The 12536-nt window shown below is 71.8% G+C and carries 10 protein-coding genes and 1 tRNA gene (1 of these 11 running past the window's edge); 5 read left to right on the forward strand and 6 right to left on the reverse strand.

What is annotated here, in order from left to right; all coding sequences use genetic code 11:
* Positions 1 to 798: the 3' portion of a hypothetical protein gene (locus OG295_RS20060; protein ID WP_371678107.1), read on the forward strand. The gene continues 81 nt to the left of window position 1, outside the view; the window shows 798 of its 879 coding nt (coding positions 82-879); its start codon lies beyond the left edge, outside the window; its stop codon occupies positions 796 to 798.
* 165 nt (positions 799 to 963) lie between these two features.
* On the opposite strand, the gene OG295_RS20065 is transcribed toward OG295_RS20060, so the two are convergent.
* From OG295_RS20065 to OG295_RS20075, 3 genes are all read right to left on the reverse strand, one after another.
* Complete coding sequence (locus OG295_RS20065; protein WP_266839666.1) at positions 964 to 1161, reverse strand: DUF397 domain-containing protein; 198 nt, start codon at positions 1159 to 1161, stop codon at positions 964 to 966.
* A gap of 213 nt (positions 1162 to 1374) precedes the next feature.
* Positions 1375 to 2262 (reverse strand): helix-turn-helix domain-containing protein, encoded by an 888-nt coding sequence (locus OG295_RS20070; RefSeq protein WP_371678108.1) that lies wholly within the window; start codon positions 2260 to 2262, stop codon positions 1375 to 1377.
* 278 nt (positions 2263 to 2540) lie between these two features.
* On the reverse strand, positions 2541 to 3284 hold the full coding sequence (locus OG295_RS20075) for a GPP34 family phosphoprotein (protein WP_030232012.1): 744 nt from the start codon (positions 3282 to 3284) through the stop codon (positions 2541 to 2543).
* A 185-nt stretch (positions 3285 to 3469) separates the two neighbouring features.
* Between OG295_RS20075 and OG295_RS20080 the strand changes: the two genes are divergently transcribed.
* The 3 genes from OG295_RS20080 to OG295_RS20090 all read left to right on the forward strand — a co-directional run bounded on the left by OG295_RS20080 (position 3470) and on the right by OG295_RS20090 (position 8731).
* A complete protein-coding gene (locus OG295_RS20080) occupies positions 3470 to 6460 on the forward strand; it encodes a hypothetical protein (RefSeq protein ID WP_371678109.1) in 2991 nt (996 codons plus the stop codon).
* A gap of 111 nt (positions 6461 to 6571) precedes the next feature.
* A complete protein-coding gene (locus OG295_RS20085; protein WP_371678110.1) occupies positions 6572 to 8425 on the forward strand; it encodes an MFS transporter in 1854 nt (617 codons plus the stop codon).
* 99 nt (positions 8426 to 8524) lie between these two features.
* On the forward strand, positions 8525 to 8731 hold the full coding sequence (locus OG295_RS20090; RefSeq protein ID WP_371678111.1) for a hypothetical protein: 207 nt from the start codon (positions 8525 to 8527) through the stop codon (positions 8729 to 8731).
* A 107-nt stretch (positions 8732 to 8838) separates the two neighbouring features.
* On the opposite strand, the gene OG295_RS20095 is transcribed toward OG295_RS20090, so the two are convergent.
* A complete protein-coding gene (locus tag OG295_RS20095) occupies positions 8839 to 11130 on the reverse strand; it encodes a hypothetical protein (RefSeq protein ID WP_371678112.1) in 2292 nt (763 codons plus the stop codon).
* Positions 11131 to 11220: 90 nt separating this feature from the next.
* Positions 11221 to 11565, reverse strand: coding sequence for a hypothetical protein (locus OG295_RS20100; protein ID WP_371678113.1), 345 nt, complete (start codon positions 11563 to 11565; stop codon positions 11221 to 11223).
* A 237-nt stretch (positions 11566 to 11802) separates the two neighbouring features.
* Here OG295_RS20100 and OG295_RS20105 point away from each other — a divergent pair, with 237 nt between their 5' ends.
* Positions 11803 to 12117 (forward strand): deoxyxylulose-5-phosphate synthase, encoded by a 315-nt coding sequence (locus OG295_RS20105; RefSeq protein ID WP_371678114.1) that lies wholly within the window; start codon positions 11803 to 11805, stop codon positions 12115 to 12117.
* 129 nt (positions 12118 to 12246) lie between these two features.
* Here the strand turns inward: OG295_RS20105 and OG295_RS20110 are convergent.
* Positions 12247 to 12319: transfer RNA gene (locus OG295_RS20110), tRNA-Arg, on the reverse strand.
* Positions 12320 to 12536 lie beyond the last annotated feature (217 nt).

The raw sequence follows: 12536 nt of genomic DNA on the forward strand, positions 1-12536 counted from the left end.
GCGGCCGTGGGCCCGTACGGGGTCCGCCCCGGCCACGCCCTCATCACCATGGTGGAACCCCACCCGGGCCACGAGTACGCGTACAACCGCTGGTACGAGGACGACCACTACTACGCCGGCGCCATGGCCATGCCCTGGATGTACGCCGGCCGCCGCTGGGTCGCCACCCGCGACCTCCAGGAACTGCGCTACCCGGAGAAGTCGGCGGTCGCCCAGCCCGTCACCGCCGGCTGCTACCTCTCCACGTACTGGGTGACAGAGGGCCGCTACGACGAGCACATGAAGTGGACCGTCGGCATCAACAAGCGCCTCAACCGGGACGGCCGGGTCCACCAGGACCGCACCCACGTCTTCACGGCCTTCCAGGACCACGAGGCGACCGTCTACCGCGACGGGGACGCCGGACCCCGCGACTTCCACGCCCTCGACCACCCGTACACCGGGCTCGTGCTCCAGGTCGTCGACGCCGAGGACCCCGGCCGGCGGGCGGAGCTGCTGGAACGTTTGCGCTCCCGGGACCTGCCGCGACGGCTGAGCGGCTCGCAGGCGGCGATGGTGACCGTCTTCCGGCCGACGCCGCTGCCCGGCGACCGGATGACCTACGTGAAGCAGGTCGAAGGGGTCGACACCCGGCTCACCCTGCTGTGGTTCCTCGAAGCCGACCCGCGCACCTGCTGGGACCGCTTCCGGGGGCTGGACGCGGAGGTCGCCGAATCGGGGCTGGGACGGGTGGAACTGGTCGCGCCGTTCATCCCGACGGTGCCGGGAACCGACCGCTACGTGGACCTGCTCCGCTGAGGTCCCGGGCATGACCGAGCCCCCTCGGCCAGGACGGCGGGCCGGTCGAGGGGGCTTTGGGCGGTGTCGCCGGACCGGCCGTGGGATCCGGCGCCGGCCCCGGTATCGGACCCGGTATCGGACCTGGCATCGGACAGGGCGCTCGGGTGTTCAGGCGAGGCGCCCTTACCGGCCCGCGACGACGTCGGTGACGAAGGAGGTCCAGGAGGCCGGCGCGAAGGTGAGGGACGGGCCGTCCTGCACCTTGGAGTCGCGGACCGCGATCGCTTCCACGGCCGGGGACTTGACCTCGACGCAGGCGCCGTTTCCGCCGGAGTAGGAGGACTTGGTCCAGTTTTCCGTGGCGCCCTGACGAATTGCCATGTTTCTCTCCGGTTCAGCGAGTAGTGCCGGTTGCGTGCCGGCCAATTCCCTGACCGACGTGATCGACGCTACCGGCACCTCCCGAGGCCTGAAGGAGGCATTCACTCGACCGGGTGGCATATTCCGGTCAGGCCTTTTCCGGCCGGGGGCCGACGGTGTACGGTACCGGGCCCCCTCCGCCGCATCGGGCCATCAGGGCATCGGGTCACCGGGTCACTTTCCCGTCTTGCCCGCGTAGTGGTCGATGATCTCGCCGATGAACTGCCTGGTCTGGTCCACATTGAGGGCCTGGGCGCGCAGGTGCTCGTACATCACGCTGTATTTCTGAACGTCGTTGGCCTTCTCCAGGTACAAATCGCTCGTGACGCCCTCGATGTAGACGACCGTCGAGTCGGAGGCGTCCGGAAATTCCAGAATGGCGTACTGCCCGTTCACGCCGGGGTGCGCGCCCATCGAGAACGGCATCACCTGCACCGTGATGTACGGCTGCTGCGACTGATCTATCAGGTACTCCAGCTGCCGGATCATCAACTGTGGATCGCCCACGTGCCGGCGCAGCGCCGCCTCGTCGATGACCGCCCACAGGCGCAGCGGACCGACGTCGGGATTGTTGTTGTCCGTCTCCGAGAGCCGCTTCTGGCGGTGCATGCGGACCTGGACGCGCTTGTCCACGTCGGCGGGCGCGGTCTCCGGCAGCGCCCCGCGGATGAGGGCCTGGGCGTACTCCGGGGTCTGGAGCAGGCCGGGGACCATCTGGGGTTCGTAGGTGCGCAGGCTGGCCGCGTCGGTCTCCAGCCCGATGTAGACGCTGTACGGGATGTCCCCGAAGGCGTGCCACCAGCCCTGCTGGCGGGAGTCCTTGGCCATCTGCATGAGCGAGTCCACGAGCCGGGGGTCCTCGACCTCGTACACCTCGCACAGGTCGCGGACGTCACGCTGGCTGATGGACCGGCGGCCGTTCTCCAACCGGCTGATCTTCGACTGGGAGACGAGGAGGCGTTCGGCGACCTGTTCGGCCGTCATGCCCTTGTCCTCGCGAAGCTTGCGCAATTCCATGCCCAGTCGGCGGCGTCGGACGGTGGGATTGACATTGGACGCCACGGATACGGCACCTCCGCCTTCTTCTGTCGCTGTCTCTCTGCGTGTCTGCTGTTCAGCAGACTGCCACCGAAGGGTGCGACGGCGCTGGGGAACGGCTGGGAAAAGCAGACACGCGGGGTGGCGGGACCGGCTCACCGGTCACGCCACCCCGCGTGCGGGCGGCTTCCGCGCCGGTCCTTGGGGGACCTCCGGTCGCGGCGATCTGTGCCCCGTTCGGCGGATCAAGGGGTGTCACGGGGCCTGTGCGTGCTGCCTGTACGGGTGGTGCGGGTCCGTCCCTAGTGCGCTGCCGCTCGTGCCATCGCACCCGTCCGGCGCGGCTGCAGCGGCACACCGCTGCTCGCCGTGGCCCGGGCGGCGGGCGGCTGGGCCGGAGCCCGGTCGCGGCGCGGCTGGGCGGCCACACCGTTCTGGACGTCCATCACGGCGTGCGCAACGAGACCGCCCATCGGGTCGTGCCGGATCAGGTCCCGCAGCCGGGACCGTGACGACCGCCCCTCGTTGCCGGGGTACAGGTGCTTGCCGAGTCCGACCGCGTGGGCCAGTGCGGCGAGCGCCGCGGTCCGCGGGTCCGGCGGTACACCGGTGCGGATCGCACTGTCGAGCCGGGCACGGATCTCCCGGCTGATCGCCGTGTCGGTCGCCTGGTAGCGAGTCGTCGGCAACACCCCGCACATCTGTCCCGCGACGGCATGCACCATGCCGCAGCGCTCCAGGTGGGCGAGGTAAATCTGGCGGAGCCCCAGCCGGGGTCCGCCGATCCAGTGGACGGCCCGGACCGGGCTGCCGCGCCTGCGCAGCAGTTCCAGTGCGGAGTCCAAAGTCGGATCTCCTGTCGGCCGTGGCATCACCACGGCGATACGATCCCCGTCAGGGGCTATCCGTCCTGCCAGAGCCAGCTCCACTAGCTGTGCCCCGGCCAGGCCGAGGTCGAGCGACTGCGGCTGCGCCGTGGTTCCCGTGGCCGGGTCCAAGGCGAGCAGCAGAAGCTCCTCTGGAATTGTTCTGCGGCTCCTGCCCATCCATGCCTCCCCGCGTGGATGAGTGACAGGGTGACGCCTCTCACATTCATCTGTCGAGAGCGCCTGGCCGCTTTGCGGGGGAACCTGCAGCTATGTCGTTCTCGTCTAGCACAGGGGCGATGCCCCCTAGACGGGACACTGTTAGACGGTTCGGACAGCGACCGGACGGCGATCGAGGAGGAACGGTGGCGGGCGAGTCCCCCGACAAGTCGGTAGATGAAGGAACGTCGGGAACGGCGAAGTCCTCCTCCGCGGAACAGGACCCGAGGCTTTCGGTCTTCCAGCCGCCGCCGCGGCGCGACGCGCTGAAGGAGGCCGTGGCCGCATGGGTCGCGACCGCCGAGCCGACGGGACCGGCGGACCGGACGGCGGACGCGGACACGGACGGTGACGCGGATACGGACGGTGACGCGGATACGGACGGCGACGCCGACGGCGGCGAGGGTGCGGACTCGGACTCGGACTCGGATTCGGACTCGGACTCGGGCGCCGGGACCGGCGCGGCCAAGGCGGCCGCCGTTCCGGAGTCGTCCCCGGGTCGGGCGGACCCCGCGAAGCCGGCCACGCCCGGCGTGGTCCGCCAGGGCTCGGCGCCCTCGGACACCTCCGACGGCGCGAAGAAGCCGGCCGCGGACGTGCGGACCACCGCCTTCGGCGCCGTCGTGTCCGATTCCGGTTCGGCGCAGGACAAGGAACCCGCCGACGGGCCCGAGAAGGGCGACGGCGAGCGCACGGCCGTCTTCCGTACCGTGAAGGCGGATTCCACTTCGACCGAGGACAAGAAGCCCGCGCAGGACCCGCGCGGCGGAGAGCCGAAGGAGCCCGCCGACCGGCCCGGGACGGGCGACGGGGAGCGCACGGCGGTCTTCCGTACGGTGAAGCCGGGTTCTTCCTCCGCGGAGGAAGAGAAGCCGGCGCGCGATCCGCGCGGTGCGGAGCCGAAGAAGCCGGCCGCGGACGTGCGGACCACCGCCTTCGGGGCCGTCGTGCCCGATTCCGGTTCGGCGCAGGACAAGGAGCCCGCCGCTGACCCCGGGAAGGGTGACGGGGAGCGCACGGCGGTCTTCCGTACGGTGAAGCCGGGTTCCGCTCCGGCGGAGGACAAGAAGCCCGCGCAGGACCCGCGCGGGGCCGGGAAGGCCGACGGGCCGGCCGACGACAAGAGCGAGCGCACGGCCGTCTTCCGGGCCGTGAAGCCGGGGTCCGCTCCGGCCGACGAGCCGAAGAAGCCGGCCGCGGACGTGCGTACCACCGCCTTCGGCGTCGTCGTGCCCGGTTCCGGTTCTGGCTCCGGTTCTGGCTCCGTGGAGGACAGGAAGCCCGCGCAGGACCCGCGCGGGGCCAAGCCGGCCGACGCGGCGGACAAGACCGACGCGACGGACAAGGCGGCCCCCGCGACCCCCGCGGACAAGGCCGGGAAGCCCGCCGCTGCCGACAGCGAGCGCACCGCCGTCTTCCGTACGGTGAAGCCGGGCTCCGGCTCCGGCGCCGGCTCCGGCGCTGGTGCCGTGGAGGACAAGAAGCCCGCGCAGGACCCGCGCGGGGCCAAGCCGGCCGATGCCGGGAAGGCCGCCGGATCGGGCGAGGCGGCCGACGGCGACAGTGAGCGCACGGCCGTCTTCCGGGCCGTCAAGCCGGGCTCCGCCCCGGCCGGGGAGAAGAAGCCGGCGGACGCCGGGAAGGGCGGGGCGCGGCCCAGCACCTTCGTGCCGCTGCGCGGGGACGACCAGCCGGCCCCACCGAAGCCCGCGACGCCGAAGCCCGCGACGCCCGCTCCCGCGACGCCGAAGCCCGCGCCCGCCGCCCCCAAGCCGTTCACGACGCCCCCGGCCCCGCCGGCGGCGGCCGGCCGGCTGGACTCCAGCGAGCGCACCACCCAGCAGCCGCTGCCCCCGAGGCCGCCGCTCGACATGCTGGCGGACCTCACCAACAACCCGCCCCCGCCGCCGAGCCCCATGCGCACCGCGGTCCGGCGGTTCAAGATCTACGCGCCGATCGTGCTGCTCCTGGCCGTCGTGCTCGCCGTCGTGCAGATGGTGCGCCCGCTGCCCGCGCCGAAGCTGGCGATGACCGCGAAGGCCTCGTACACCTTCCCGGGCGGGAAGCCCGATCTGCCCTGGCCCACCGAGGGGCAGGCCTCCATGGCCGCCGCCGGCCTCGGCACCATCGGTTCGTCCGGTGAGCAGAAGCCGGTGCCGATCGCCAGTGTCACCAAGTCGATGACGGCGTACATCATCCTGCGCGACCACCCCTTCAAGAAGGGTGAGAAGGGCGCGATGATCGACGTCGACAAGACCGCGGAGACCGAGGGCCAGAAGGACAAGTCGGACAACGAGTCCACCCTCAACACGGTCAAGGAGGGCGACAAGATCACGGAGTACGACGCGATCGCCGCCCTCATGATCCCGTCGGCCAACAACATCGCGCGGCTGCTCGCGCGCTGGGACTCCGGTTCCCAGGAGGCGTTCGTCAAGAAGATGAACGACACCGCCAAGGAACTCGGCATGACGAACACCACCTACACCGACCCCTCGGGCCTGGACGCGACCACGGTCAGCACCGCCGAGGACCAGGTGAAGCTGGGACTGAAGATCGTCGAGATCCCGGCGCTGGTGGACATCACCCGCATGCCCAGCTGGACCGACCCGACCGGCAAGCCGTGGCCCAACTGGAACCGTCTGGTCCCGTTCAACGACTCCCTCGGCATCAAGACCGGTACGACGACCAAGGCGGGCGGAAACCTCCTCTTCGCCGCGCAGAAGAAGGTCGGCGACACCAACCAGCTGATCGTCGGCGCCGTCCTCGGCCAGCACAAGCCGCCGATCATCGACAGCGTCATCGGCGCGAGCCGGACGCTGCTGATCGCCACCCAGAAGGCCATCGAGGGCGCGCCCGTCGTGAAGAAGGGCGATGTCGTCGGGTACGTGGACGACGGCCTCGGCGGCCGGACGCCGGTCGTGGCCACCGCCGACGTCCAGGCGGTCGGCTGGCCCGCGCTGACCGTGAACCTCAAGCTCGGCGACGGCGGCACCAGGATCCCGGAGACGGCCAAGGCCGGAACCCAGGTCGGGGTGCTGACCGTCGGCGAGGGGGCCAGCCAGGTGAAGGTGCCCGTGGCGCTCCAGCGGGAGCTGGTCGCGCCGGGTGCCGGCAGCAAGCTGACCCGTATCGGCTGATCCGATCGCAGGTGCGTCGCCGCGGCGCCCCGGGCAACCCCCGGGGCGCCGCGGCGCGTCTAGGGTGCCGGGGCGGAACTCACGTGTCGTGTCGGGGAGAGAGCGTCGGTTGTGACCACCGCTGAGCAGCATGAACAGCATGAGCAGGGACAGGAGCCGCCCGGGGCGTCCCCCGGGCGGGGCGGCACAGGTGCCGGGCTGGTCGCACGGGCACACCGGAATCCGGTGGCCGTGGCCGTCGCCGTGGCCGCCGTCCTGCACGTGGTGTGGTTCTTCAGCTTCGCCAACAGCGGCGGGGACCTCGCGGCACAGGACGCGTGGGCGGAGTTCGTCGGCCGGCACCCCGACACCGCGTACAACCTCGCCTGGTACGGGGGCATGCACCCGGTCTCGTACAGCGTCGTGTCCCCGTACGTCATGTACATGATCGGCGTCCGGACCACGATGATGATCGCCGGCACCTGTTCGGCGGGGCTCCTCGCGCTGATCCTGACCCGTTGCCGCGGCGCCGTCCGCCGCCCCCTGTGGCCGGCCCTGGCCGGGGTCTACGGGCTGCTCTGCAACGCCCTGTCGGGCCGGGTCACCTTCGGGCTCGGGGTGCTGTTCGCGCTCGGGGCCGTCGCCGCCGTCTTCTGCTGGCCCCGCAAATGGGCCCGGCGGCGCTGGGCCAAAGCCGCCGTCGCCGCGCCGCTCGCCGGGCTGGCGACCGCGGCGAGCCCGGTCGCGGGGCTGTTCCTCGGGGTGATCGCCGCCGCGCTCTTCCTGAGCGGGCGGCGGCCGGGCGCGTACGCGCTGGGGCTGGCCCCGGTGGCCGTCGTGGGGCTGTCGGCCTGGCTGTTCCCCTTCTCCGGTACGCAGCCGATGATGCTGGGCTCGGCCTGGCTGCCGTTCCTCTTCGGGCTGTCCCTGGTCTTCCTGGTGCCCGAGGGGTGGAAGACGGTCCGGATCGCCTCGGCCGTCTACGCCTTCGGGGTGTTCCTGACCTGGGCGATCGACTCCCAGGTCGGCTCGAACGTGACCCGGCTGGTCATGCTCTTCGGCGGGGCGGTGCTGCTCGCCGCCCTCCCGTACACCGCCCCGCGCTCGCGGCGCCGGTACGCGGTGCTGGCGGCCTTCGTGGGGCTGACCGCCTGGATCACCACCAACAGCGTCACCGACATCGTCCGCACCACCCCGGTGGCCGCCTGGAACCGGGAGCTGGCCCCGCTGATCGACCGGCTCGGCAAGGCGGGCGCCGACCGGGGCCGGGTCGAGGTGGTCCCCGCCAGCAGCCACCGCGAATCCTCGGCCTTCCCCGCGTACGTCAACCTCGCGCGCGGCTGGAACCGGCAGGCGGACCTGGAACGCAACCCGCTCTTCTACGACGGCACCCTCACCGCCGACGGCTACCGGGAATGGCTGCGGCGCTGGGCCGTGCACTACGTGGTGCTGCCCGCCGACAAACCCGACTCGGGCGGGGAGGCCGAGGCGAAGCTCGTGCGCGCGGGACTCCCGTACCTGCGCGAGGTGTGGGGCGACGAGAACTGGCGGCTGTTCCAGGTGTCCGGCCCCACCGAACTGGTGTCGGGACCGGCCGACGTGGTGCGGGCGGGCGCCGATCAGCTGGTCATCGACGTCAAGGCCCCCGGCCGGGTCCTCGTGCGGATCCCGCACTCGCCCTGGCTGGGCCTGGTGGACGCGGCGGGCAAGGCGGTGGAGCCCCCGCAGGAGACCCCCGCGTCCAAGGCCCGGGGCACCGCCGCCGGGACGGGCGCGCCGCCCAAGGAGTACGCCAACACGTCCGGGTGCCTCTTCAAGGCGGCCCCCGACGCCGCCGGGGACACCTGGACGGAGCTGCTGGCGCCGGCGCCGGGGGAGTACCGGGTAGCGGCGAAGTACCAGCTCCCGCGGGGTACGCCCTGCCCGGAGGAGCTGGTCCGGGCCACCGTGGGCACCCCGAAGCGGCCGGCCGCGCCACGGCCTTGATCCAGCATTCTTTACGCATGGTCCAGGTGCATTGGTCCGTATATCTGCATACGATCCCAGTAGTCCGATTGGGTGCTTCCCGAGGGAGTTGACGACGGGATGAGCAAAGAGCAGAAGCAGGACGTCCAGGCGGCGATCGCGAAGGCGTCGGAACGCGTCCAGCTGCCGCACACACAGGGTGGTCACGGCTTCGAGGGTCCGGTCCGGACCAAGGTCAAGGGCGGGGTCCACACCAAGGCGTCCCTGAAGCGGGCCGGCACTCCCCAGGGCGACCGGATCGGCGAACGCAGCAGAGGCCTCAGCTGACCGGCGCGGCCTGACGCGCCCCCTGCCCCGGTCATGACGCACTTCGCCCTCCCGGCCCGGCCGGGAGGGCTTCCGTCCCTCCCCGGCCGGGGACACCGGCCGTCCGCCTAGTCCAGGCCCTCCGCTCCGTCCTCTCCGTCCTCTCCGTCCTCCTCGTGCAGGTCCTCGGTCCGCCGCCGCAGGTTCTCGATGTCGGCGCTGAGGCTGACCAGGATCCGGTTCAGCTCTTCGAGGCCGGGCAACGGGATCACCGGGGTGTGGGCGCCCACCTCGGGCTCCAGCAGTTTGAGCCGCTCCAGCGCGTCGTGGGCGGCCGAGAGGCTCGTGCGCAGGACGTTGCGGTCGTCGGCCGCCCGCTGGCTCGCGGGCCGGCCGTCCACGCCCGCGGGCGCCAGGAAGACGGCCGCGGCGCCCGTCCCGCCGGCGCCGTCCGCCGGGCCCTCCGGGGCCGCGGTGGTGGCGTCGACGGGCCCGTCGGCGGGTGCGCCCGGCGAGCCGGTGCCCGCCCCGGCCGCTGCCGCCGCCGCCGGCTCCGCCCGCTTCTCGTCGGACGCGGCGACCACGTCCCACTGGTACAGCTGCTCCGGGACCCCGTTCTCGTCCCGGGCGATCCTGTCCGGCTGTGCCAGGTCCACCCTGAAGTGGACGTACGTGCGGCCCGTGGTCCCGGCGTCCGGATCCTTGCGGATCAGCTGGCGCAGGGTGACGGCGTTCTCGGGCAGGGCGTCGCCCCGGAAGGCGTTCGCCGTCAGCGCGAGGGTCCACAGGCCCAGCTCGTTGTCCTGCCGGGACAGGTCCTGGACCACCTGGTTCACGTCCGAACGGAAGGGGACCCCGCCCTTCTCCTTCGGGGCGCCCAGCGCCGAACCGACATTGCGCGTCAGCAGCTTGTCCGCGATCAGGGCGATGCCTCCGGCGACGGCCAGGGTGCAGCGCGCGTTCAGGTCCCCCCGCGAGGCCGGACCGACCAGCGAGGTGAAGTCGCCGGTGGGGACGGGGTCCCAGTCCAGCATCACGTCGTCGGTGAGGACACCGCCGTTGTTCCACGCGTTCCGGGCCTGCTTGGTCACGGCCCGCTTGTGACTGCGCCACGGCAGGTCGACCAGCGGCCCCAGGAGTTCCGCGAACCCCTTCGGCCCCATCCGCCGACCGCCCTTGATGGTCTTGGCCTGGTCCTTCAGCTGCTCGAACAGCCCGGCCCGGGTGAGCGCGTGGACCAGGTAGACGCTGCGCCACAGCGGGGTGCCGGGAATGGTGCGGTCGCGGAACGCGGTGGGCAGCTCGTCGGGCGAGGTCCGGCCGACGGCGAGCCCGTACACGGCCTGGAGGTCCTCGGCCGGGACCGGCGAATCACCCAGCTGGATGACCCGCTTGAGGGCGCGGGTGATGACCTCGATGTGCTGGGCCGCGTCGTCCCACTGCTTGAAGTCGACGTGGACGCTCGCCAGGATCGAGCGGATCGCGTCGTCGAAGAGGTCCTCCGGGGCCAGCGGGTGGCCGGGGTGGTGCTGGGCTCCCACCGCGATCTGCGCGGGCACCACGAACGTCTGGGCGATCTGCGCGGCCCGCAGTCCGGGCTCCAGCAGGCCCATCTCGTGCGCGAACTCCTTGCGGATGCCCTCGCGCCACTGCTCCCGGTGCTCGGCCAGCCGCTCGTCGAGCTCGGGCGCGGCCCCGCCGGCGTCCGGGCGGACGCCGCCGAAGAGCGATCCGACCGCGTGCGCCGCCGTCTTGGCGGCGTCGGCGTCCGGGCCGGCGAGTACGTTCCAGGCGCTGGCCAGCCGGGTGATGCCGTCGCGGACGACCAGGCCGTGGAAGGACGGGGTGCCGTCCTCGAAGGTGATCTCGACCGGGTGCGTGATCAGGCTCCTGGTCACCTTCCGGGCCAGGATGGAGGTGGCGTAACTGTTGATCGACAGGGTGCCGTGCAGGGTCTGCCAGACGTGGTCCTTCAGGTGGCCGAAGTCCTTGTACCGGTAGCGCACGACGGCGCACGGCTGCCCGGCCCGCGTCAGCCCCTCCACCTGCGGGTCGGGTACCTCGTTGACCTCCATGCCGGTCCGGGGCTGGATGCCCGGCAGCAGTTCGCTCAGGTGCACCCGGGTCACCACCGAACGCAGTGTGGCGCCCTCGACGTTCTCCTCCAGGAGCAGCCCGCCCGGATCCCCCGTGGACGGGCGCAGCTGCAGGGCGATGCCCTCGGGCATGGTGGTCGCCCGCGCTATGGCCCGCCAAGCCCCGTCGGGCAGCAGGGTCTGCGGGTTGGCGGCACCGGCGGCGATGACCTCCCCCCGCGCGGAAGGCTCGCCGGGGGCCGGGAGGTCGCGATCGATGCTGGAGACGATGACCGGCTCGGAGCCCCAGGTGACGGTGAGGGACTGGGGGGTGTTCGCGGGCATGGGCAGGTGACCTCCGAATTTAGTTGATGCCTAAAGATTCAAGCTCTGAACTCTGGAATCCGCTCGACCCGGCGTGCCGCGCCGGTCGGATCACAGCAGCCCGTCCCGCGCGAGGGCGTACTTCTCGAACAGCTCGGGCAGTGGATTCCGGCCGCTCCGGTCGAGGGACGCGTAGGCGGAGGCGATCAGCACCACCTGTGCCAGCGGATGGCTCGCGGCCATGACCCACACGGACGCGTTCTCGGACGTGGGGAGCCGCCGGGGAAAGGTGATCAGCCCGAGGCTTTCGAGCTCCCGGGTGATCTGATGACTCAGATCGGCGCTGAGCCGGTTGCGATCCGGGGCCGCGCACTGCTTGATGAGCCGCATCGAGATTTCCTTGATGCCGCCGTCGAGCGCGACTCCACCGACAATCGCATCGATGTTGAGCTCCATGGCCGAGAACACTAAAAGTGGAACGCCCCACCGGCCCAGTGCCGTTCCGGTCACCTTGTCGCCCGCGGTGGCTTGAATTCCGTCGAACAAAAAGACGGGGCGTTATAGCGCCCGGCTAAAACCGAAGAATTAATTCTGTTAATTGCGGCGGGCGGGAAGAAGGGCCGGGGCGGCCGGGACGGCGGGCGCGCGGGAAACCCCGTGGCGGTACACCGCCCGACGGCGGATAGTGGCCGGATGCCCCACCGCTCCGCGTACGTGTGCCTCTCGTGCCGCGTCTCCTTCAAGCACTCCGAGCCGCGTGCGTACCGCTGCCCGGGATGCAGCCGCGAGATGCTCCTCGCCGGTGACGCCTTCGAGGCCCCGCCACGGCGGGACCGGGACGCCTGGCGGGTCGTTTCCGTCCTGCTCCATGCCGGACTGGACTTCCGGCAGGCCTGCTGCGGCTGCGGACCCGGCTACCGGCCCCGGAGCCTGCGCGAGGTGCGCGAGCGGTTCACGTACGCACGACGCACCGGGACCCCGGTCGCACGCGCCCTCGCCACCCCCTAGGCGAAAGGGCGGAAGGCGCCGCCTCGCCGTGCGGGTTGCCAGGGCGTGTCGTGCCGTCAGCCGGCGCGGTCGGCCGGCGCAGCAAAGCAAACGGCCCGGAGCGTGATCGCTCCGGGCCGTTGTCCCTTGTGCCCCCGGCAGGATTCGAACCTGCGACACCCGCTTTAGGAGAGCGGTGCTCTATCCCCTGAGCTACGAAGGCCGGCTAAGGCCAGATCGCGGGCCGCCACGAGGGCAACCCAGGGACAGGGTAGCGGATCAGGGCGGCGCTCCGCGGCCCGGTTTCGAGGAGGCCCCGCGGCGCGACACCCGCCCCCGCCCGGACCCGTCCACCGGCCCCGGCGCGGCCCGCCGGTCGTGGCTCCGTCGGTGCGCGACGGTCCTGCGCCGCTCCCGGAGTGGCGCAGGACCGGGAGCGG

The sequence above is a fragment of the Streptomyces sp. NBC_01276 genome, assembly GCF_041435355.1.
Classification (GTDB): Bacteria; Actinomycetota; Actinomycetes; order Streptomycetales; family Streptomycetaceae; genus Streptomyces.